This window comes from Streptomyces sp. NPDC059534, assembly GCF_042743475.1.
Taxonomy (GTDB): Bacteria; Actinomycetota; Actinomycetes; order Streptomycetales; family Streptomycetaceae; genus Streptomyces.
The window spans coordinates 231,854-253,486 of sequence record NZ_JBHWAQ010000003.1 but is presented as its reverse complement, the minus strand read 5'-3'; the positions used below and the strand labels follow the sequence as shown (position 1 = coordinate 253,486).

Sequence of the window (21,633 nt, the reverse complement as noted above, 5' to 3'; positions counted from 1 at the left end):
GAAGCGCTCAGACGGCGGCGAGTTCCCGCGTGTGAGTGGTGGTGCGGGCCGTGCGGGCACGGTCGTAGCGGTGCAGGACGAGCCGGGCGAGGGCCGGGTGGGCGCCGAGCGGGGCGGCGGCGATCCAGGGGGCGTGGGCGGCGGCGCGGGTGGCGAAGAGGCCGGGGGCGGTGAAGCAGGAGGCGATCGCGACGCGGTGGCGGCCCCGGGCGGCCAGGGCGCGGACGGCCTCGGGGACGGTGGGCGCGGCGGCGGAGGCGTACGCGGGGACGACCGGGACGCCGCCGAGGCGTTCGCCGAGCAGGGCGGCGATCCGGCGGATCTCGGCCCCGGACCGGGGGTCGCGGGAGCCGGCGGAGGCGAGGACGACGCCGGTGGTGCCGGAGGCCCCGTCCCCGGGCGCCCAGCCGGCGTCGGCGAGCCGGCCGGCGAGCGCCTCGACGAGCAGGGGGTGGGCGCCGAGCGGCTCGGCGACCTGGGCCCGCAGCGCCGGTACGGCGGCGACGGCGGCCGGCAGGTCGTGCGTGACGTGGTGTCCGGGGGCGAAGAGCAGGGGGACGAGTACGGCGTCCCGGCCTTCCGCGGCGACCTCCGCGAGGGTGTCGTCGAGCAGCGGCGCGTTCAGCTCGATGTGGGCGAGGCGCACGTCGAGTGCGGGGCGCAGCTCGCGGACCCGGTCGAGCAGCCGGCTCAGCGTGGCCCGCGCCCGGGGATCCCGGCTGCCGTGTCCGACGGCGACGAGGGTCGGGGCGGGTGCGGCCGGGGCGGGGGTGGCGGTGACGAGCCCGGTGCGGCTCTGTCCGGCGAGGGTGGTGACGTTCATCGGTGGGCGTGCCTCCTCGACGTTCTTCCGCTGTGGACGGCCGTCCGGACGCACCTGGGCGAGCTGCGCCCCGAGCTGTCCGGCGATCCTTCCCGGCAGCCCGGCGGCGCCGGCGAACGTACTGTCCGGCTCCGTCATGCACCGATCGTGACGGCGGCACGTTGCCGTCCCGTTGCGTGGGGGTCACGACTGTTTGCCGTGGCCTCACCGACGCGGTGCGGGCCGTGTCAGGGGCTTGGCGGCCCCGGCCCGGGGGCTTCGCGCGCTTGGCGCCGTCGGGCCGGGGCGGCGTGAACGCCCGGAGCCCTTACTCCGCCGGGCTCCACACGTATCGGACGTCCGGCTCGCGCTCCTCGTTGCGCCGGCCGTCGGTGTGCTCGGCGGCGACGAAGCCGTGCCGTTCGTAGAAGCGCCGCGCCGGGGCGTTGACCTGGAACGTCCACAGCGCCAGCCCGTCCGTACGGCGCTCCTTGGCCAGCTCCACGAGACGGTCGCCGATGCCCCGGCCACGCCACGGCGGGTCGATGTAGAGCTGGTCCAGGTCCTCGCCGTCCAGCACCATCATGGCGACGACCGAGTCGTCGACCGTCGCCACCCAGGTCTCCAGGCCGGGGACGACGATCTCCCGGAGCCAGTAGCGGACCTCGTCGTCCGTATGAGCCCGGCGCACGTCCGGGAGCGCCGCCGTGTACGAACGCAGCCACACGTCGGCCACGGCGGCGGCGTCGGAGTCGACCGCACGGCGGATGACACAGTTGTCGATCTTCATGGCCCGGATCGTACGGGCCCGCCCGCTTCTCCCTCTCCTCTTTTTTCCTTCCGAATCACGGAATATCTTTTCCGCTATGAGAATGTCCCCGCCCGCGCTCCCCCGGCGCGCCGCCGCCGAGTTCATCGGCACCGCCGCCCTCGTCGCCGTCGTCGTCGGCTCCGGCATCCGCGCCGACTCCCTGAGCCAGGACGTCGGCGTCCGGCTGCTGGCCAACGCCGCCGCGTCCGCCCTCGGCCTCGGCCTGCTCATCGCCCTGATCGGCCCGCTCTCCGGAGCGCACTTCAACCCCGTCGTGACGCTCTCCGAGTGGTGGTCGCGGCGCCCCGAGCGCGGGGGGCGCGAGGCCCTCGCCTACATCGCCGCCCAGCTCGCCGGGGCCGTCGCCGGCGCCGTGCTCGCCGAGGCGATGTTCGGGCGGGCGCCCGGCGCCTGGGCCACCGAGCCGCGCTCGGCGCCGCACCTGCTGCTCGGGGAGGCCGTCGCCACCGCCGGGCTCGTCCTCGTCGTGCAGGGCCTGCGCCGCATCGGCCGCCTGGGCCTCGCCCCGGTCGCCGTCGCGGGGTACATCGGCGCGGCGATCTGGTTCACCTCCTCCGGCTCCTTCGCCAACCCGGCGGCCACGGTCGGCCGCGCGTTCTCCGACTCGTTCACCGGCATCGCCCCCGCGTCGGTGCCCGCCTTCGCCGCGGCGCAGCTGCTGGGCATGCTGCTCGGCCTGGTCCTGGCCGGTGTGTTGTACGGAACACACCGGCCCTCCGGTGAACCGAACGCCTCCGACGCGCGTCGGACGGGGTGACAGTCCCTCACCGATCCGCATCCCACGGAGGCCCCGCATGCCGGCACGGCTCACCCGGCTGATCCCCCGCACCACCCGGGCCCGCCGCCGCACCGTCCAGGCCGTGATGCTGGGCGCCGTCCTCGCGCTCCTGCCCGTCACCTGGATGCACACCGCCGCCGCCGGGAAGCTCCGTACCACCGCCGACGTGCCCGCCCGGGACGTCGCCGTCGTCTTCGGCGCCGGCCTGTGGAAGGGACGCCCCACCCCGTACCTCGCGCACCGGCTCGACACGGCCGCCGAGCTGTACCGGACGGGCAAGGTGCGGGTCCTGCTCGTCACCGGGGACAACAGCAGGACCGCATACGACGAGCCGAGCGCGATGCGCGCCTACCTCACCGCCCGCGGGGTGCCGGACGGCCGGATCGTCAGCGACTACGCGGGCTTCGACACCTGGGACTCCTGCGTCCGGGCGCGGAAGGTCTTCGGCGTGGACCGGGCCGTCCTCGTCACCCAGGACTTCCACATCAAGCGGGCCGTCGCGCTGTGCGGCCGGGCGGGCGTCGACGCGTACGGCGTCGGGGTCGCCGAACCCCACGACCGCACCTGGTACTTCGGCACCACCCGGGAGCTCTTCGCGGCGGGCAAGGCGGCCCTCGACGCGGGTCTGCGCCCCGACCCGCACTTCCTGGGCCCGGCGGAGAGGGGCGTCACGGAGGCGCTGGCCTCGGCCGGGGCCGGGGCGCCGGCCTCACCTCGCGACCGGCCGCGAACGGAGCGGAGAGCACCGCGCCCGTAATACGCGGCGCGGCCCGGCGTAACACGCCGGACGCATGCTGGCCGCATGTCCGACGCCACCACGGTCCCCACCCACTGCCCCTACTGCGCCCTGCAGTGCGGCATGTCGCTCCGCCCCACCGGCAACCCGGAGCTGCCCGCCGAGGTGGTCGAGCGGACCGAGTTCCCCGTCAACCGGGGCGCGCTGTGCGGCAAGGGCCGCACCGCCCCCTCCGTACTCTCCTCCCGGGTCAGGCTCACCGAGCCCCTGGTCCGATGCCCTGACACGGGGGCCCTGCGGCCCGCGACCTGGGAGGAGGCGCTCGCCGCCGTCGCCGACGGGCTGCGCCGGACCCGCGCCGACCACGGTCCCGATGCCGTGGGGGTCTTCGGCGGCGGCGGTCTCACCAACGAGAAGGCGTACACGCTGGGCAAGTTCGCCCGGCTCGTCCTCGCCACCTCGCAGATCGACTACAACGGCCGCTTCTGCATGTCGTCCGCGGCCGCCGCGCACCAGCGGGCCTTCGGCCTCGACCGGGGACTGCCCTTCCCCCTGGAGGACATCCCGAAGACCGGCTGTGTGATCCTCGTCGGCTCCAACCTCGCCGAGACCATGCCGCCCGCCCTGCGCTACCTCACCGAACTGAGGGAGAACGGCGGCAAGCTGATCGTCGTCGACCCGCGCCGCACCCGCACCGCCGAACAGGCCGACCTGCACCTCGCCCCGCGCCCCGGCACCGACCTGGCGCTCGCCCTCGGCATGCTCCACCTCGTGGTGGCGGAGGGCCGGGTGGACGAGGAGTTCGTCGAGGAGCGCACCGACGGCTGGGCGGCGGCCCGCGCCGGGGCGATGGCGCACTGGCCCGAGCAGGTCGAACGGATCACCGGGGTGTCCGTGCCGCAGCTGCGCGAGGCGGTCGCGATGTTCTGCGACGCCGAGAACGCCATGGTGCTGACCGCGCGCGGCCCCGAGCAGCAGTCCAAGGGCACCGACACCGTCGGCGCCTGGATCAACCTCTGCCTGGCCACCGGCCGGGCCGGCCGGCCGCTCAGCGGCTACGGCTGCCTCACCGGCCAGGGCAACGGCCAGGGCGGCCGCGAGCACGGCCAGAAGGCCGACCAGCTGCCCGGCTACCGCAAGCTCGACGACCCGGCCGCACGCGCGCACGTCGCCGGGGTCTGGGGCGTCCCGCCGGAATCGCTGCCGGGGCCGGGGCGGAGCGCGTACGAGCTCCTCGACGCGCTCGGCGGCGAGGTGAAGGCGCTGCTGCTCATGGGCTCCAACCCGGTGGTCTCCGCGCCGCACGCCGCGCACGTCGAGGGGCGGCTGCGGTCGCTCGACTTCCTCGCCGTCGCCGACGTGGTGCTCTCCGAGACCGCCGCACTCGCCGATGTCGTCCTGCCCGTGACCCAGTGGGCGGAGGAGACCGGCACCATGACGAACCTGGAGGGCCGGGTGCTGCTGCGCCGCCGCGCCCTCACCCCGCCGGAGGGGGTGCGCAGCGATCTGGAGGTGCTGCACGCGCTGGCCGGGCTGCTCGGCTGGGAGAAGGGCTTCCCGGCCGACCCGGAGGAGGTCTTCGACGAGCTGCGCCGCGCCTCGGCGGGCGGCCCCGCCGACTACGCGGGCATCAGCTACCGCCGGATCGAGGAGGAGCAGGGCGTCTTCTGGCCCTGCCCGGACGACGGCCACGCGGGCAGCCCCCGGCTCTTCCTGGACCGGTTCGCGACTCCCGACGGGCGGGCCCGGTTCGTGCCGGTGGTGCAGCGGGCGGCGGCCGAGGAGACGGACGCCGACTACCCGGTGGTGCTGACCACCGGCCGGGTGGTGTCGCAGTACCAGTCGGGCGCGCAGACCCGGCGGGTCGACGAGCTGAACGCGGCGGCGCCGGGTCCCTTCGTGGAGCTCCACCCGCGGCTCGCGGAGCGGCTCGGGGTGGCCGAGGGCGAGCGGCTCGCGGTGGTCTCGCGGCGCGGCCGGGCCGTCGCGCCGGCCCGGATCACGGCGGCGATCCGGCAGGACACCGTCTTCATGCCGTTCCACTGGGCGGGCGAGGGCCGGGCGAACACGCTGGTGAACCCGGCGCTGGACCCGGTCTCGCGGATGCCCGAGTTCAAGGTGTGCGCGGTGCGTCTGGAGCCGGTCGCCCCGGGGGACGCTACGGCCGACTGAACCAGTCGCCGCTCTCGATGACCGGGCCGAGGGGCGCGTCCGGCGCCGCCAGGAACACCCACGCGGACACCAGCGCCCCGTCCCGTACCCGGACCACGTCCTTCGCCACCCGCTCGTAGCCGACGGGCAGCTCAAGGCGGTCGAGGAGGCCGAAGAGTTCGCCGTAGGAGCCGGGCGCGGGGGTGAGCAGGGTGCCGACTACGCGGCCCCCGTCCGCCGGGACGACGTACGGATAGCCGGGCCCGTCGTGCAGGACCGCCCCGTGCAGCACGGCGTCCGCCTCGGTGCCGATCCGGCCGGCGAGGAACCGGTCGTGGTTGTACGCGCCGGGGCGCAGCGTGCCGTACACGAAGAACGGCAGCTCGTCGTCCGCCGGGCCCGCGATCTCCTGGGCCGCCGCGGTCTCGTCCTCGACCCAGCGGGCGTAGCCCTCGCTGACGCGGGTCACCCGGGTGGCGAGGACCTCCGGCGTCTCGTAGTCGTGGGCGGCGAGGAGGTGGGCCTCCAGGGCCGGGTAGCGGGCCTCGGTGGTCTTGAACTCCACCTGCCACTCCTCGGCGGTCTCGATCGCGTGCTGCCAGTGGTAGACGGAGGTGACGGGCCCCGAGATCTGCGCACAGGCGGCGACCCGGGCCTCGACGGCGCCGCGCGCCAGGGCGTCGGCCTTGGCGCGCGCGTCGGTGGTGGTGCGGACGGTGACGATCACGTCTCCACCGTACGGGCGAACTGGGCGGCGTGCAGCCGGGCGTAGGCGCCCTGGGCGGCGAGGAGTTCCTCGTGGGTGCCCTGTTCGGCGATCGAGCCGCTCTCCATCACCAGGATGGTGTCGGCGTCCCGGATCGTGGAGAGCCGGTGGGCGACGACGAAGCTGGTGCGGCCCGCGCGCAGCGAGGCCATGGCCTGCTGGACGAGGAGCTCGGTGCGGGTGTCGACGGAGCTGGTGGCCTCGTCGAGGACGAGGATCACCGGGTCGGAGAGGAAGGCGCGGGCGAGGGTGACCAGCTGCTTCTCGCCGGCGCTGAGGCCGCCGCCGTCCTCGTCGAGGACGGTGTCGTAGCCGTCGGGCAGGGTGCGGACGAACCGGTCGGCGTGCGCGGCCCGCGCGGCCTCGACGATCCGCTCCCGGGAGACCTCGCCGGGCACTCCGTAGGCGATGTTGTCGGCGATGGTGCCGCCGAAGAGCCAGGTGTCCTGGAGGACCATGCCGGTGGCGGAGCGCAGCTCCTCGCGGGTCATCGCGGCGGTGTCGACGCCGTCGAGGGTGATCCGGCCGCCCGTCACCTCGTGGAACCGCATGAGGAGGTTGACCAGCGTCGTCTTGCCGGCGCCGGTGGGGCCGACGATGGCGACGGTCCGGCCGGGTTCGACGGTGAGCGACAGGTCCTCGATGAGCGGCTTGCCGTCCTCGTAGCGGAAGGCGACCTTCTCGAAGGAGACCCGGCCGCGGAGTTCGGCGGGCCGGACGGGCTCCGCCGGCTCCGGGGACTCCTCCTCCGCGTCGAGGAGGTCGAAGACCCGCTCGGCGGAGGCCACGCCGGACTGGAGGAGGTTGGCCATGGCGGCGACCTGGGTGACGGGGCCGTTGAAGTCGTACGAGTACTGGATGAACGCCTGCACGTCGCCGACGGTCAGGGTGCCGCTCGCCACCCGCAGTCCGCCGACGACGGCGACGGCGACGTAGGTGAGGTTGCCGGCGAGGGTCAGGGCGGGCTGGATGAAGCCGGAGACGAACTGGGCGCGGAAGCTCGCCCGGTACAGCTCCTCGCCGAGCTCGTCGAAGCGGCGTACGGCCTCGTCGCGGCGGCCGAAGGCGACGACCTCGGTGTGACCGGTGATCATCTCCTCGACGTGGCTGCCGAGCCGGCCGGTGACGGCCCACTGCCGCACGAACTGCGGCTGCGCGCGGCGGCCGATGAGGGCGGCGACGGCGACCGAGACGGGCACGGTGGCGAGGGCGACGAGGGCGAGGACCGGGGAGATCCAGAACATCATCACGAGGACGCCGACCAGGGTGAGCAGGGCGCGCGTCATCTGGCTGAATGCCTGCTGGAGGGTCTGGGTGATGTTGTCGATGTCGTTGGTGGTGCGGGAGAGGACCTCGCCGCGCGGCTGCCCGTCGAGGTAGGTGAGGGGCAGCTTCGCCAGTTTGTGCTGGGCCTGTTCGCGGAGCCGGTGCCCGGCCCGCTGGACGACGGTGGTGGCGATCCGCAGCTGGACCCAGGTGAGGGCGGACGAGCCGGTGACGACGGCGACGGAGAGGGCGAGGATCCGGCCGACGGCCGCGAAGTCGACGCCGGCGGGGCCGGTGGCCCCGGTGACGACGAGGTCGGTGGCGCGGCCGAGGAGGAGGGGGCCGAGGACGGAGAGGGAGACGGCGGCGGCGCCCGCGGCGAGGACGGCGAGCAGCCGCGCCCGGTCGGGGGTGAGGGTGCGCAGCAGGCGGAGGCCGGAGGAGCGGAACGAGAGGGAGCGTTCGAGGGAGGGGGTGGTGAGGCCGGGGCCGCGCTGGGGCGGGGGGCCGGTGCGGGCGGGAGCGGTGGCGGCGCCGGTGGCGCGGGGCGCGGTCGCCGTGCTCATGCGGCTTCCTCCTCGGTGAGCTGGGAGAGGACGATCTCCCGGTAGGTGGCGTTGTCCCGCATGAGGGACGTGTGGGTACCGGTGCCGACGGTCCGGCCCCGGTCGAGGACGACGATGTGGTCGGCGTGCCGGATGGTGGAGACGCGCTGGGCGACGATCACCACGGTCGCGTCGGCCGTCTCCTCGCGGAGGGCGGCGCGGAGCAGGGCGTCCGTCCGCGGGTCGAGGGCGGAGAAGGAGTCGTCGAAGAGGTAGAGGCGGGGGCGGGCGACGAGGACGCGGGCGATGGCGATCCGTTGCCGCTGGCCGCCGGACAGGTTGGTGCCGCCCTGGGAGACGGGTGCGTCGAGCCCGTCGTCGAGCTGTCGTACGAAGTCGGCGGCCTGGGCGACTTCGAGGGCGTGCCAGAGTTCGTCGTCGGTGGCGTCGGGTTTGCCGTAGCGGAGGTTGGTGGCGACGGTTCCGGAGAAGAGGTAGGGCTTCTGGGGGACGAGGCCGACGGTTCTGGCCATGAGTCGGGGGTCGAGTTCGCGGACGTCGACGCCGTCGACGAGGACTGTGCCGCCGGTGGCGTCGAAGAGGCGGGGGACGAGTCCGAGGAGGGTCGACTTGCCGCTGCCGGTGGAGCCGATGACGGCCGTGGTCTCGCCGGGGCGGGCGACCAGGGCGACGTCGGTGAGGACCGGTTCCTCCGCACCCGGATACCGGAAGGCCACGCCGTCGACGTCCAGCCTGCCGTCGCCGTGGAGGACGCGGACGGGGCGTGCGGGCGGGGCGACGGAGGGACGGGTGCCGAGGACCTCGCGGACGCGTTCGGCCCCGGCCTCGGCCCGCGGCATGTGCATCAGGAGGAAGAGGACCATCATCACGGACATCGAGGTCTGGAGGAGGTAGCCGAGGAAGGCGAAGAGCCCGCCGGGCTGGAGGTCGCCGGAGTCGATGCGGTGGGCGCCGACGTACACGAGGGCGACGGTGGTGAGCTGCCAGACGACGAGCACCGTGGGGAACATCAGGGCCTGGAGCCGGCCGGCCCGGAGGCCGACGGAGAACAGCTCGTCGTTGGCGGCGGCGAAGCGTTCCCGCTCGTGCCGGTCGCGGACGAAGGCGCGGACCACGCGGACGCCGGTGATCTGCTCGCGCAGCACCCGGTTGGCGCGGTCGACGCGTTGCTGCATGCCGCGGAAGAGGGGGCGCATCCGCAGGACGACGGCGCCGACCGCCCCCGTCATCACGGGCACGAAGAGGAGCAGGACGAGGGCGAGCGGCACGTCCTGGCGCAGGGCCATGACGATCCCGCCGACGCACAGCAGCGGTGCGGCGACCAGCATCGTCAGGGCGAGGACGGTGAACGTCTGGATCTGCTGGACGTCGTTGGTGGTGCGGGTGATGAGGGAGGCGGCGCCGAAGCGGCCCCGCTCCCGGGCGGAGAAGTCCTGGACCCGGCGGAAGACCTCGGACCGCAGGTCGCGGGCGACGCCCATGGCGATCCTGGCTCCGGTGTAGGTGGCGGCCGCGGCCGCCACCGCCTGGAGGAGGGTGACGGCGGTCATCGCGGCGCCGCCGGTGAGGACCCGGCCGGTGTCCCCGCGCAGGACGCCCTGGTCGATGACGCCGGCGTTGAGGGTGGGCAGGGCGAGCGAGGCCAGGGACTGGACGAGCTGGAGGGCGACGAGCAGGGCGAGGAGGGGGCCGTAGGGCCTGAGGCGGGGGACGAGGAGCCGCAGCAGCATGGTGGCGTGTCCTCACGAGCCGTACGGGCGGACGGACTTGGCTTCCTTGAGGGCGCGCCCCCACCAGCCGAGCTGGTCGAGGAGGGCCTTGGCCGCGCCCTCGGCGGCGGCGGGGTCCCGGTGGCGGCCGTCCTCGTCGAACTGGCCGTGGGCGTGGTGGAAGGAGACGGTGTCGCGGACGGTCACGGCGTGCATCTCGGCGAAGACCTGGCGGAGTTGCTCGACGGCCCGCAGTCCGCCGGAGATGCCGCCGTAGGAGACGAAGCCGACGGGCTTGGCCTGCCATTCGGTGTAGTGCCGGTCGACGATGTTCTTGAGGGAGGCGGGGAAGGAGTGGTTGTACTCGGGGGTGAGGACGACGAAGGCGTCGGCGCCGTCCAGGAGCGGGGAGACCTTGGCGAGTTCGGCGCGGACGGCCGGGGACGGGTCGTGGGAGAGGGAGGTCGGGAGGTCGACCTCGGCGAGGTCGACGACGGTCACGGTGAAGTCCTCCCGTTCGGCGAGCCGGGAGCGGAACCAGTCGGCGACGACGGGCCCGAAGCGGCCTTCGCGGTCGCTCGCGACGATCAGGGCGAGGGCCAGGGGGGCCGGGGCGGCGGCGGGCGCGGTGGTGTGGGTGAGGTCCATGCGGATGATCGTGGTACCTCAAGTTTGGTTGAGGTCAAGCGCCGCCTCCGGGCACTTCCCCAAGACCCTTTTCCGGGACGTACGGTGAACGCATGACGACTCCGCCCCCGCACATCGAGATCGACGGCGCCCCGGCGACCGACCCGGAGCTGCTGGCCGCCGTCATGACCGGCTTCGGCCACTTCACGGCCATGCAGGTACGGGACGGCCGGGTGAAGGGACTCGACCTGCACCTCGCCCGCCTCGACCGCTCCACCCGCGAGCTCTTCGGCCGGGAGCTGGCGGGCAAGCGGGTCCGTGCCCTGGCCGCCGGCGCCCTGGAGACGGCCGGGCAGCGGGACGCCTCGCTGCGGGTGTACGTGTACCCGGGCGTCCGCGTCGCGGTGACCGTCGCCCCGCCCGCCCCGGACGGCCCCGGCGCCCCGCAGCGGCTGACCGCCGCCGAGTACTGGCGCCCGGCACCGCACATCAAGCACCTGGGCGGCTTCGGCCAGAGCTACCACCGCGAGGCCGCCGTGCGCGCCGGCTTCGACGAGGCCGTGCTGACCTCCCCGTACGGCGAGATCGCCGAGGGCGCCGTCACCAACATCGCCTTCTGGGACGGGACTTCCCTGGTCTGGCCGTCCGCCCCCTGCCTCGAAGGCATCACCATGGGCCTCCTGGCGCCCCGGCTGGCGTCGGTCCGCCGCCCCGTCACCCTGGCCGACCTCCCGGGATACCGGGCCGCGTTCGTCACCAACTCCCGTTCCATCGCGCCCGTCACGGCGATCGACGAGGTCGCGTACGCGGTGGACGAGGAGCTGATGGGGCGGGTGTACTCGGCGTACGACTCCGTCGAGTGGGACGAGCTGTAGAACGACGAGCGGGACCGGGGGGATCCACACGATGGTCACGAGGTACACCGTCTCGCCGCACGGCGGCCGCCGCGCCCACCCCGACATCACCTCGGCGCTCCGCGCGGCGGCGGCCCGGGGCCGGCCGGCCCTGATCGAGATCGCGCCCGGCCGGTACGAGGAGGCGCTCACCGTCCGGGGCGAGGTGCAGCTGGTCGCCACCGGGGGCCCCGGCTCCGTCGTGGTCGGCCGGCCGCAGGGCGGTGTCCTGGACGCCTCCGGGCAGGTCCGGGTCCACGGGCTCACCCTGATCGGCGGCGACGCGGACGTCGTCGGCTGCCACGGGGGCACGCTGACCCTGGAGCGCACCGAGGTCCGCGCGCAGGGCGGTGCCGCCGTGCACGCCGGGCCGCACACCTCCGTCATCCTGCGGGACAGCGTGATCGCGCACGGCCGGACCGTCTTCACCGGAGGCACGGGGCTCGTCGAGCGGTGCCGGTTCACCGATGCCGCGGACAACGCGATCGCCGTACTGGCAGGGGCCCGCGTCTCGGTCCGGGGCAGCCGGATCGAGGGCAGCCGGATCCACGGCCTGCGCGTCAGCGGCGCGCACGCCGAGGTCACCGGCTGCGAGGTGACCGGCACCGGGAGGTCGGCCCTCATGGCGGACGCCCGGGCGCTCCTCACCGTGACGGACTGCGCGATCACCGCCGTGCACGCGGAGGGGGTCATGTTCATCGAGCAGTCCCGGGGCTCCGTCACCGGCACGCGCGTCACCGACGCGCGGCACGGGATCGCCGCGGCGAGCGGGGCGGACCCGGTGGTGCGCGACTGCGTCCTCGCCGACTGCCGCGACACCGGCATCAACGTCCAGACGGAGGCCAGGGGCCGGTTCGAGGACTGCCAGGTCCTGAACTCGGGGAACATCGCGGTGTTCTCGACCGACGGCGGCGCGCCGGAGGCGCACGGCTGCCGGATCACGGGAGGCAACGTCGGCATCGCCGTCGCCGGGGGCGCCCGGGGCCGCTTCACCCGCATCGTGGTCGAGGACCTGACGAACAGCGCGCTCCGTGTCTGGGACGGGGCCAGGGGCGTGTTCGAGGACATCCGCGTGGAGCGCTGCCCGACCGGCCTGGACACCCGGGGCGACGCCGGCACCACGGCCGACCTCGCCGACACGACGTTCCGCGACTTCCGCCTGCCCGCGGTGACCGCCGCCGGGCAGAGCCGGGTCACGCTCAGACGCGTGACGGCGGAGCGGGGCACGGTCGGCTTCGGCGTGACCGAGGAGGCCCAGCTGTTCGTGTACGACTGCCAGGTCAGGACCGTGAGCAGCGGCGGGGTCGGCGGGATGGGGAACGGAAGGCTCCTCGCCAGGAACCTGTCCGTCACCGGCTCCGAAGGGGTCGGCGTCTCCGGCAAGGACTCCGCGTACCTGGATGTCGAGCAGAGCGATTTCACCGACTGCGCCGTCGCCGGGGCCGTCTTCTGCGAAGGCGCCAGCGGGCGCTTCGCGGACTGCTCCGTGAACGGCACCGAGGGCCGGGCGGTCGTGCACAACGGCCATGTCGACCTGCACGCGCTGCGGACCTCGCTCCCCGTCGTCCGCAAGGCGGCGCCGGCCGCGCCGGCGCCGACCGTCGTCCACCACTACGACGGCCCGGTGTTCCACGCGGAGGTCCACGGCGCCCAGTTCGCCTGGAACAACGAGACCGTCACCCAGAACCAGCAGCAGACCGAAGGAGACGATCCCGCCCGATGAACGAGTCGCAGGACACCCCCCGCCCCGACGGACCGGTCTTCCACGGCGCCGTCTCCCACTCCCAGTTCGCCTGGAACAACGAGACCGTCACCCAGAACCAGCAGAGCAACGGCACGGTCGCGCCGGGGTACGAGACGGTCGCCGAGCGGGTGAACGAACTCCTCCGGCAGCTCCCCCGGGCCGGTCTCGCCGAGCGGGACCGCCAGGACACCCAGGAGGCGGCCGAGGAGGTCCTGGCCGCGATCACCGGGGAGGAGCCCGTCGAGGAGGGCAGGCTGCGCCGGGCGCTCACCACGCTGCGGGGCGCGCTCGCCCCGGTCGCGACGGGGGTCGTGGCCGGTACGGCGGCGGGGACGCAGGAGTGGGCCCTGGCGGCGATCGGCGGCCTGACCGGGATCGGGTAGGCCACGGGGGCAGGCAGACCACGGGATCGGGCGGGCGACGGATTCGAGCAGGTCACGGGATCGGGCAGGTCACCGGGTCGGGCAGGGCTCGGCCCCGGCCGGTCGGCGGGGCCCCGGTCACCCGTTCGGCACGGGGCGTCAACTGACGCGATACAACCCGCTCTGACCTGCGGAAACGACGGGAATCCAGTCGACACACCGTATCGGACGGCGCAATCCTGATGCCCCCTCAGGAGGCGCCGGGCGTGGCGCGGCCTTTATCTCGGTCACAGAAGGTCCGTTCGCCGGGAAGTCCCTCCCGGGAGGACCGTCCGGCATGACCGTACGCGCGCCCCGGAGGATCCCCTATGCGCACCACTGCCCGTCTGTTCACCGGTACCGCGCTGACGGTCGTCGCGCTCGGGGCGTTCGCCGCCCCGGGGGCGTACGCGAACAACGAGAACTCCGAACCGCTGGAGATCTTCCCGTCGACCGCCGAGCCGGGGTCCACCGTCACCGTCAACACCCTCGCGTGCGGCAAGCACGGGCACGGGGTCGGCGACGCGAACTCGCTCGGCGCGGGCGAGTTCCAGCTGAATCCGAGCACGCACAAGGAGGTCGTGGTCGGGCAGTTCACGGTGCCGGGACACGTCAAGGCCGGTTCGTACTGGATCAGCGTGGCCTGCGACAACGGCCGGACGGCGCGAGGCGATCTGATCGTCAAGCACCGGGGCCCGAGCGGGCATGTACAGACCGGTGTCGGGGGCAGTGTGGGCCCCGACACCGCCCAGGTCACGGCGGGCGCGGCGGTGCTGGCCGCGGCTGCCGTCGGCGGTGTCCTGCTCCTGCGCCGCCGGGCGAGCGGCGCGCGGGGGCACTGAGAGCACCGCCTTTCCCGCCCCCGCCGGGCGCCCGAACACGGCCCGGCGGGGGCGGGGTCACACGTGGCACGACGCACGGGACTGCGAAGGAAACCAGGTGAGCAACAGGACCAAGGGCTGGGGCATAGCCGCGGCCGCCTGCGTCGGACTCTGGCTCGTCCAGAACGGCTCGGAGCACGTCACCCCGCCCGTACCGTCGGCCGCCCAGGCGTTCGCCGCCGGGCCGAGCGTGCACACCGACGCGGCCGCCGATCCGCTGCCGCCGTCGGCGCCGGTCCGGCTGCGCATCCCGGAGACCGACGTGGACACCCCGCTGATGGGGCTCGGGCTGGACGCGAACGGCGCCCTCGACGTCCCGCCGGCCGGGAACCGGAACATGGCCGGCTGGTACGAGGCGGGCACGACGCCCGGCGCGAAGGGCACCGCGATCGTCGCGGGCCACGTCGACAACGCCGACGGCCCCGCCGTGTTCTACACGCTGGGCGCGCTGAGGAAGGGCCACCGGATCGAGGTGGACCGGCAGGACGGCCGTACCGCCGTCTTCACGGTCGACGCGGTCGAGGTCTACGGCAACGAGGACTTCCCGGACCGCAAGGTGTACGACGAGGCGGACCGCGCCGAGATCCGGGTGATCACCTGCGGCGGCGGCTTCTCGAAGAAGAACGGCTACCAGGGGAACGTGGTCGCCTTCGGCCATCTCATCGGGGTGCGCTAGCCGCCCGCCGCGTCACGCCCACTGGTCGAAGGCGAGCTTCGCGACCAGCGAGAGGACCACGACGAGCAGGACCCCGCGGACGAACTCGGCGCCCTTGCTCAGCGCCATCCGGGCCCCGAGCATGCCGCCCGCCAGGTTGAAGACCGCCATGACGGCGGCGAGCTGCCAGTACACGCTGCCCTGGTAGGCGAACATGGCGAGCGCGCCCGCGTTGGTGCAGACGTTGACGATCTTGGAGGTGGCGGAGGCCGTCACCAGGTCCAGGTGGAGCACGGCGGTGAGCGCGAGGACGAGGAAGGTCCCGGTGCCGGGCCCGAACAGGCCGTCGTAGAACCCGATGCCGCCGCCGACGACCACGATCGCGGTGACGATCCTGGCCCGGGTCAGCGGCGCCCGGTCCTCCCCCTCGGGCTTCACGCCGAAGGACGGCCGCAGCATCACGAACGCCGCGACCGCGAGCAGCACCACCATGATCACCGGGCGCAGCACCTCGCTGCTGATGCCGGCCGCGAAGAACGCGCCGCACATGGAGCCGACGAGCGCCGCGAGTCCGATCCGCACCGCCGTCCCCACCTGGACGGGCGCCTTGCGGAGGTAGGTGACGGCGGCCCCGGTGGTGCCCACGATGGAGACGGCCTTGTTGGTGCCGAGGATGTGCGCGGCCTGGACGTGCGGAAGGCCGAGCAGCAGGGCGGGCAGCTGGAGCAGCCCGCCGCCGCCCACCACGGCGTCGATCCAGCCCGCCACGAGCGCGGCGAGGCAGAGCAGGACAAGGGTGGTCAGCGATATCTCGGGCATGGCCGTGAGCCTAGGGAGAGGATCGTTGGCCCGTCCATCAATCTCCTGATCGTTGAGCTAGCTCAGAGGTTGCGGTGCCCGGCTCCCGGTCGGGCGCCGGGGGCGCCGCGGGGGCGACGGAGGCCGTGACGAGGGTCGCGGCGAGCGCCCCCGCGCCGAGGAGCCCGGCCGCGAGCCGCCGCCGGGCCCGCTGGACCGTGGAGACGCGCGGTGCGCCGTGTCTAGGCATGGTCGAAGTCCTCGCTGTGGATGCGGGAGGCCGGCACCCCGGCCCGGATCAGGGAGTCGGTCGCGGCGCGGGCCATCGGCGGCGGGCCGCACAGGTACACGTCGTGGGCGGCGAGGTCCGGTAGGAGATGGCGCAGCGCGCGGGGCGCGAGGGGGTCGAAGGCGCCGTCCGAGGGCCCGAGCAGGAAATGCAGGGCGGCCTGCCGTTCGCGGGCGATGGTCTCCAGTTCGGTGCGCAGGACGACGCCGGCCGCGTCGGAGGCCCGGTAGAGGAGGGTGATGTCGCCGGGCCCGCCCGGCAGGGTCTCGAAGAGGGCGCGCAGCGGGGTGATGCCGACGCCGCCGGCGAGCAGCAGGACCTTGCGGCGGGTGCGGCGGTGGGCGGTGAGCGCGCCGAACGGGCCGGCGGCCAGGACGCGGGTGCCGGGGCGGAGCCGGCGGATGCGGCGGGTGTGGTCGCCGAGCGCCTTGACGGTGATCCGCAGGGTGTCGTCGCGGACGGGCGCGGAGAGCGAGAAGGGCAGGGCGGTCGCCCAGAGGCCGCGCCGCAGGAAGCGCCAGCGGAAGAACTGGCCGGGTTCGGCGCACAGCCGGGCCACTCCCCTGCCCCGGACGAGGACGGAGACGACGCCGGGTCCTTCGTCGCGGACCTCGACGACCCGCAGTCCGTGGCGGAGGGCGGCCCGTACAGGGACGACGAGCCGGTACCAGAGGAGGAGGACGGCGACGGTGGCGTGGGCCATCGACCAGAGCCAGCGGGTGAGGAGGCCGCCGGCGAGGTCGGGTCCCGCGAGCTGGTGGACGAAGCCGAGGGCGGCGGCGAGGAGGGCGCCGAGGTGGACCGCCCGCCAGGTCTCGTGCCCGACCCGGCTCCGTACGGCCCGGGCGGAGGTGACGCCGACGGCGACGAAGAGGCCGGTGCCGGCGGTGGCGGCGGCGATCGCCCCGTAGGAGAGGAGGCCGCCGGTGGCGGTGACGAGGTCGGTACCGGTGTGGACGGCGTAGCCGCAGAGGGCGAGGACCGCGTGGGCGCCGATCAGGCCGAGGACGTACCGGCCGCCGCGGGCGTGCCAGCGGGAGAGCCGGTCGGCGCCGACGCCGTGCTCGACGGCCGGGACCCGGGCCATGAGCAGGAGGAGGACGAGGACGCCGTAGCCGGCGAGGAGGCCGGTGAGGTGGGCGCCGGTCGCGAAGAGCGCGTCGAGCCGGGCGGACGGCCGGGCCTGGACGCCCCAGAGGAGGGCGACGGCGCCCGCGCCGGCGGCGATCGTGTCCCGCAGCCGCTCGGGGGCGAGCCGCAGCGCCGGTACGGGTACCGGCGCCGGTACGGGTATCGGCGCGGGTACCGGGGCGGCGGCCGGCGCGGGGGACGGCTCGGTGCGCAGGGGTACGTAGAGGGGGTGGTGGCTGGCCTCGGTGGTCACACGCGGCACCCTAGGTCCGCCCGTATACGGGAATCCGCAGCTCAGTCCGGTCTCCCGGATCCTTAAGGCGGGCTTGAGCCGAGGCTGACCGCCGGTTAACCCTCCCGGTCCCTCACAGCGCTCCGGGCCGGGGGCGGAGATCAGCGTTCCGTACGGGAAACAGTCGGGATGCCGTCGGGTAACACCGGCCGCGCACTCTTCCGGGTATGAGTACACGGATCGTGGTGGTCGGGGGCGGAACGGCGGGCGCCCGGCTCGCCCAGCGCCTGCCCGTCACCCTCCTCGGCGAGGAGTCGCACGCACCGTACAACAGGGTGCTGCTCGCCGACGTCCTCGCCGGGCGGTACGCCCCCGAGGTGATCGCGCTGCCCGAGGCCCGCGAGCCGGCCCGGCTCGGGGTGCGGGCGGTGCGGATCGACCGTGCGGCGCGGACCGTCGAGTGCGCGGACGGCTCGCTCGTCGGCTACGACCGGCTGGTCCTGGCCACCGGCTCCAACCCGGTGCTGCCGCCGCTGCGCGGTCTGCGCGGGGCGGCGCTGCCGGAGGGCGTCCACCCCTTCCGTACGCTCGACGACTGCCTGGAGCTGCGCTCCGTGGTCCGGCCCGGAGTGCGGGCGGTGGTCATCGGCGGCGGGCTCCTCGGGGTCTCGGCGGCGCGGGCGCTCGCCGCGCTCGGCGCGGAGGTGGTCCTCACCCAGCAGGGCGAGCGGCTGATGGAGCGCCAGCTCGACGCGCAGGCGTCGGCCCTGCTGCGGGAGCACGTCGAGTCCCTCGGGGTCGAGGTGCACACGGAGTGTCGGGTGAGCGGACTGCGGCAGCGGGGCGGGGCGGTCACGGCGGTCGAACTCGCCGACGGCTTCGTGCTCGACGCCCAGGTCCTCGTCCTGGCCTGCGGGGTGCGCCCCCGGGTGGCCCTGGCCCGCGAGGCGGGGCTCGACGTCGCCGGCGGCATCGTGGTCGACGACGAGCTGCGGACCTCCGACCCGTTCATCCACGCGATCGGCGACTGCGCCGAGCACGGCGGCCGGACCTACGGGCTCGCCGGACCGGCGCTCGACCAGGCCGATGTGCTGGCGGAGGTGCTGCTGGCGGAGGCGGCCGCCGTCCCCGCCCACCCCCGCGCGGGCTACGCCGGGACCCGCGCCCTGACCCGTCTCACCCTCGGCGGCGCCACGCCGCTGGACCTCGCCGCGTTCGGCGAGGTCACGGCCCGGCCGGGCGACGACGTCGTCCAGCTGACCGATGCCACGCGCAGTGCCTACCGCAAGGTCGTCGTCCGCGGTGACCGGCTCGTCGGGGGCGTCCTCCTCGGCGATCTGGCCGCGGTCGGCTCGCTCGCCCAGGCGTGGGAGGGCGACGAAGCCCTTCCCGACGCCCCCCTGCTCCACCTGCTCACCCACGACGGAGGCTCCTGAGATGACCGCTGACATGACCGCGCACACCCCGACGATCGTCCTGGTCGGCCACGGAATGGTCGGCCAGCGGTTCCTGGAGGCGCTCGCCGACCGTGGCGTCACCGAGCGGGCCCGGATCGTGGTCCTCTGCGAGGAGCCGCGCCCGGCCTACGACCGCGTACAGCTGACCTCGTACTTCTCGGGCAAGACGCCCGACGACCTGTCGATGGTCGAGGCCGGCTTCATGGAGAAGCACGGCATCGAGCTGTACGTCGGCGATCCGGCCGAGTCGGTGGACCGGGAGGCCCGTACCGTCACCGCCCGCTCCGGGCGGGTCTTCGCGTACGACTCGCTCGTCCTGGCGACCGGCTCCTACCCGTTCGTCCCGCCGGTGCCCGGCAAGGACGCCCGCGGCTGTTTCGTCTACCGCACGATCGAGGACCTGCTGGCGATCGAGGAGTACGCGAAGACGGCGAAGACCGGCGCGGTCGTCGGCGGCGGTCTGCTCGGCCTGGAGGCGGCGGGCGCGCTCAAGGGGCTCGGTCTCGAGACGCACGTCGTGGAGTTCGCGCCCCGGCTGATGCCGGTGCAGGTCGACGAGGGCGGCGGCGCGGCCCTGCTCCGTACGATCGAGCGGATGGGCCTGAGCGTCCACACGGGGACGGGCACGCAGGAGGTCGTGACGGCCGACGGCGCCGTGACGGGGATGAGGCTCTCGGACGGGTCCGAACTGGCCGCGGACATGGTGGTGTTCTCGGCGGGCGTGCGGCCCCGGGACCAGCTGGCCCGCGACTGCGGCCTGACGGTCGGCGAGCGCGGCGGCATCGCGGTGGACGAGCAGTGCCGGACCTCCGACCCGGCGGTCTTCGCGATCGGCGAGTGCGCGCTCGCCTCCGACGGCCGGGTCTACGGTCTGGTGGCGCCGGGGTACGAGATGGCGCAGACGGCGGCCGCGGCGCTGGCCGACGAGGCCGGCGGCGGTTTCACGGGCGCCGACATGTCGACCAAGCTGAAGCTGCTCGGCGTGGACGTGGCCTCGTTCGGCGACGCGCACGGCACGGCCGAGGGCTGCCTGGACGTCGTGTACTCGGACTCCCGCTCGGGCGTCTACAAGAAGCTGGTGATCTCCGGCGACGGAGTGCTGCTGGGCGGTGTTCTGGTCGGCGACGCCGAGCAGTACGGGCTGCTCCGCCCGCTCACCGGCACGGTGCCGCCCGTCTCCGCCGAGCAGCTGGTGCTCCCGGCGGGCGCGGGGGCGGCGGTGGCGCTCGGCCCGTCGGCGCTGCCGGACGACGCGGTGATCTGCTCCTGCCACAACGTCACGAAGCACGCGATCGGCCAGTGCTCCTCGCTGCCCGAGGTGAAGAAGTGCACCAAGGCCGGTACGGGCTGCGGCAGTTGCGTGAAGGTGATCGAGAAGCTGCTGCCGGCGGCCAAGGACAAGGGGCTCTGCGGCTGCTTCTCGTACACCCGCAGCGAGCTGTACGAGATCGCCCGCACCCTGCGGGTGGCCTCCTTCGCGGAGCTGCTCGACTCGCACGGGCGGGACGAGGCGAAGGGCGGGGAGGGCTGCGAGGTCTGCAAGCCGACCGTCGGCTCGATCCTGGCCTCCCTTGCCCCGCTCCTCGGCATCGGCGGCTACATCCTGGACGGCGAGCAGGCGTCCCTCCAGGACACCAACGACCACTTCCTCGCGAACATGCAGCGCAACGGCTCCTACTCGGTGGTGCCGCGCATCCCGGGCGGTGAGATCACCCCGGAGAAGCTGATCGTGATCGGCGAGGTGGCCCGGGACTTCGGCCTCTACACGAAGATCACCGGCGGTCAGCGGATCGACCTCTTCGGCGCGCGGGTGGACCAGCTGCCCTCGATCTGGACGCGGCTGGTGGACGCGGGCTTCGAGTCGGGGCACGCGTACGGCAAGTCGCTGCGGACGGTGAAGTCCTGCGTCGGGCAGACCTGGTGCCGGTACGGCGTCCAGGACTCGGTGAAGATGGCGATCCAGCTGGAGCTGCGCTACCGGGGCCTGCGCTCCCCGCACAAGCTCAAGTCGGCGGTCTCGGGCTGCGCCCGCGAGTGCGCGGAGGCCCAGTCGAAGGACTTCGGCGTCATCGCGACGGCGAACGGCTGGAACCTGTACGTCGGCGGGAACGGCGGCGCGACCCCGCGCCACGCGGACCTGCTCGCCCAGGACCTTTCGGACGCCGAACTGGTCCGGCTCATCGACCGGTTCCTGATGTTCTACATCCGGACGGCGGACCGCCTGGAGCGGACGTCGACCTGGCTGGAGCGCCTGGAGGGCGGGCTCGACCACCTCAAGGACGTGGTGGTGCACGACTCGCTGGGGCTCTGCGAGGAGCTGGAGGGGCTGATGGCCGCCCACGTCGACGACTACCAGGACGAGTGGGCGCAGACCCTGGACGACCCGGACCGGCTGCGCCGCTTCGTCTCCTTCGTGAACGCCCCGGACGCGCCGGACCCCTCGGTCCGGTTCGTGCCGGAGCGCGACCAGATCAAGCCGGACCTCACGGTCCTGACGCTCGGACCGACGATCAGCACGCTGGAAGGGGCCTCCTCCCGATGACGACTCTCACCGAACTCCCCACGACCATGCTCGAACTCTCCCCCTCCCCCGACGCGTGGATGACGGTCTGCGAGGAGGCCCGGCTGACCCCGGGCCGGGGCATGGCGGCGCTCCTGCCGGACGGACGGCAGGCGGCGGTCTTCCGCGACCGGGCCGGGCGGGCGTACGCGATCGACAACCGCGACCCGTTCACGGGGGCGCAGGTGCTCGCCCGGGGACTGGTGGGCTCGGCGGACGGGCGGCCGTTCGTGGCCTCGCCGCTTCTGAAGCAGCGTTTCGACCTGGAGACGGGCCGCTGCCTGGACGACGACGAGGTCGCGGTGGCGGTCTACCCGGTGCGCACGGCCTGACTTGACCGATCGTTCCAGATAGCCGTA

The 21,633-nt window shown here is 74.1% G+C and carries 19 protein-coding genes and 2 pseudogenes; 11 read left to right on the top strand and 10 right to left on the bottom strand.

What is annotated here, in order from left to right:
* Window positions 1-7: 7 nt before the first annotated feature.
* Together ACFVZH_RS05395 and ACFVZH_RS05390 are read right to left on the bottom strand one after the other, a co-directional pair.
* A complete protein-coding gene (locus ACFVZH_RS05395) occupies window positions 8-961 on the bottom strand; it encodes a sirohydrochlorin chelatase (protein ID WP_384893448.1) in 954 nt (317 codons plus the stop codon).
* A gap of 169 nt (window positions 962-1,130) precedes the next feature.
* Window positions 1,131-1,592 carry a GNAT family N-acetyltransferase gene (locus ACFVZH_RS05390; protein ID WP_384893446.1) on the bottom strand — a complete coding sequence of 154 codons (462 nt, stop codon included), beginning with the start codon at window positions 1,590-1,592 and terminating at the stop codon, window positions 1,131-1,133.
* A 76-nt stretch (window positions 1,593-1,668) separates the two neighbouring features.
* Here ACFVZH_RS05390 and ACFVZH_RS05385 point away from each other — a divergent pair, with 76 nt between their 5' ends.
* The 3 genes from ACFVZH_RS05385 to ACFVZH_RS05375 are packed head-to-tail and all read left to right on the top strand — an operon-like array spanning window position 1,669 to window position 5,320.
* Window positions 1,669-2,391: an aquaporin gene (locus ACFVZH_RS05385; protein WP_384893444.1), complete on the top strand. Its 723-nt coding sequence runs from the start codon at window positions 1,669-1,671 to the stop codon at window positions 2,389-2,391.
* A 37-nt stretch (window positions 2,392-2,428) separates the two neighbouring features.
* Window positions 2,429-3,169, top strand: coding sequence for a vancomycin high temperature exclusion protein (locus tag ACFVZH_RS05380; RefSeq protein ID WP_384893442.1), 741 nt, complete (start codon window positions 2,429-2,431; stop codon window positions 3,167-3,169).
* A 45-nt stretch (window positions 3,170-3,214) separates the two neighbouring features.
* A complete protein-coding gene (locus tag ACFVZH_RS05375) occupies window positions 3,215-5,320 on the top strand; it encodes a molybdopterin oxidoreductase family protein (protein ID WP_384893440.1) in 2,106 nt (701 codons plus the stop codon).
* Here ACFVZH_RS05375 and ACFVZH_RS05370 read toward each other — a convergent pair.
* From ACFVZH_RS05370 to ACFVZH_RS05350, 5 genes and pseudogenes are all read right to left on the bottom strand, one after another.
* Window positions 5,307-5,615 (bottom strand): annotated as a pseudogene (locus ACFVZH_RS05370) (gamma-glutamylcyclotransferase family protein); the annotation flags it as partial. The gene ACFVZH_RS05375 and the pseudogene ACFVZH_RS05370 overlap by 14 nt on opposite strands.
* A 102-nt stretch (window positions 5,616-5,717) precedes the next feature.
* Window positions 5,718-6,026: pseudogene (gene cutA, locus ACFVZH_RS05365) on the bottom strand (divalent-cation tolerance protein CutA); the annotation flags it as partial.
* Window positions 6,023-7,897, bottom strand: a complete 1,875-nt coding sequence (locus ACFVZH_RS05360; protein ID WP_384893438.1) for an ABC transporter ATP-binding protein — start codon at window positions 7,895-7,897, stop codon at window positions 6,023-6,025. The pseudogene cutA and the gene ACFVZH_RS05360, both read right to left, overlap by 4 nt.
* Window positions 7,894-9,627: an ABC transporter ATP-binding protein gene (locus ACFVZH_RS05355; protein ID WP_384893436.1), complete on the bottom strand. Its 1,734-nt coding sequence runs from the start codon at window positions 9,625-9,627 to the stop codon at window positions 7,894-7,896. The genes ACFVZH_RS05360 and ACFVZH_RS05355 overlap by 4 nt, the downstream gene beginning before the upstream one ends.
* 12 nt (window positions 9,628-9,639) lie before the next feature.
* On the bottom strand, window positions 9,640-10,254 hold the full coding sequence (locus ACFVZH_RS05350) for an NADPH-dependent FMN reductase (protein WP_384893434.1): 615 nt from the start codon (window positions 10,252-10,254) through the stop codon (window positions 9,640-9,642).
* Between the two features lie 92 nt (window positions 10,255-10,346).
* On the opposite strand from ACFVZH_RS05350, the gene ACFVZH_RS05345 reads away from it, so the two are divergent.
* The 5 genes from ACFVZH_RS05345 to ACFVZH_RS05325 all read left to right on the top strand — a co-directional run bounded on the left by ACFVZH_RS05345 (window position 10,347) and on the right by ACFVZH_RS05325 (window position 14,828).
* Complete coding sequence (locus ACFVZH_RS05345) at window positions 10,347-11,108, top strand: aminotransferase class IV (RefSeq protein ID WP_384893432.1); 762 nt, start codon at window positions 10,347-10,349, stop codon at window positions 11,106-11,108.
* A 31-nt stretch (window positions 11,109-11,139) separates the two neighbouring features.
* Window positions 11,140-12,849 (top strand): right-handed parallel beta-helix repeat-containing protein, encoded by a 1,710-nt coding sequence (locus ACFVZH_RS05340; RefSeq protein ID WP_384893430.1) that lies wholly within the window; start codon window positions 11,140-11,142, stop codon window positions 12,847-12,849.
* Window positions 12,846-13,253 (top strand): hypothetical protein, encoded by a 408-nt coding sequence (locus tag ACFVZH_RS05335; RefSeq protein WP_384893428.1) that lies wholly within the window; start codon window positions 12,846-12,848, stop codon window positions 13,251-13,253. Before ACFVZH_RS05340 ends, ACFVZH_RS05335 begins: the two co-directional genes overlap by 4 nt.
* A gap of 347 nt (window positions 13,254-13,600) precedes the next feature.
* On the top strand, window positions 13,601-14,113 hold the full coding sequence (locus ACFVZH_RS05330) for a hypothetical protein (protein ID WP_384893426.1): 513 nt from the start codon (window positions 13,601-13,603) through the stop codon (window positions 14,111-14,113).
* Window positions 14,114-14,210: 97 nt separating this feature from the next.
* Window positions 14,211-14,828 carry a class F sortase gene (locus ACFVZH_RS05325; protein ID WP_384893424.1) on the top strand — a complete coding sequence of 206 codons (618 nt, stop codon included), beginning with the start codon at window positions 14,211-14,213 and terminating at the stop codon, window positions 14,826-14,828.
* 12 nt (window positions 14,829-14,840) lie between these two features.
* Here ACFVZH_RS05325 and ACFVZH_RS05320 read toward each other — a convergent pair whose 3' ends face one another.
* The 3 genes from ACFVZH_RS05320 to ACFVZH_RS05310 are packed head-to-tail and all read right to left on the bottom strand — an operon-like array spanning window position 14,841 to window position 17,155.
* Complete coding sequence (locus tag ACFVZH_RS05320) at window positions 14,841-15,626, bottom strand: sulfite exporter TauE/SafE family protein (protein WP_384893422.1); 786 nt, start codon at window positions 15,624-15,626, stop codon at window positions 14,841-14,843.
* Between the two features lie 37 nt (window positions 15,627-15,663).
* On the bottom strand, window positions 15,664-15,855 hold the full coding sequence (locus tag ACFVZH_RS05315; protein ID WP_384893420.1) for a hypothetical protein: 192 nt from the start codon (window positions 15,853-15,855) through the stop codon (window positions 15,664-15,666).
* Window positions 15,848-17,155, bottom strand: a complete 1,308-nt coding sequence (locus tag ACFVZH_RS05310) for a ferric reductase-like transmembrane domain-containing protein (RefSeq protein WP_384893657.1) — start codon at window positions 17,153-17,155, stop codon at window positions 15,848-15,850. The genes ACFVZH_RS05315 and ACFVZH_RS05310 overlap by 8 nt, the downstream gene beginning before the upstream one ends.
* A gap of 329 nt (window positions 17,156-17,484) precedes the next feature.
* Here ACFVZH_RS05310 and ACFVZH_RS05305 point away from each other — a divergent pair, with 329 nt between their 5' ends.
* From ACFVZH_RS05305 to nirD, 3 genes are read left to right on the top strand one after another with little or no spacing between them, the layout of a single operon-like run.
* Window positions 17,485-18,693, top strand: a complete 1,209-nt coding sequence (locus tag ACFVZH_RS05305) for an NAD(P)/FAD-dependent oxidoreductase (RefSeq protein ID WP_384893418.1) — start codon at window positions 17,485-17,487, stop codon at window positions 18,691-18,693.
* Between the two features lies 1 nt (window position 18,694).
* A complete protein-coding gene (gene nirB / locus ACFVZH_RS05300; RefSeq protein ID WP_384893416.1) occupies window positions 18,695-21,256 on the top strand; it encodes a nitrite reductase large subunit NirB in 2,562 nt (853 codons plus the stop codon).
* Complete coding sequence (nirD, locus tag ACFVZH_RS05295; protein WP_384893414.1) at window positions 21,253-21,606, top strand: nitrite reductase small subunit NirD; 354 nt, start codon at window positions 21,253-21,255, stop codon at window positions 21,604-21,606. Before nirB ends, nirD begins: the two co-directional genes overlap by 4 nt.
* Window positions 21,607-21,633 lie beyond the last annotated feature (27 nt).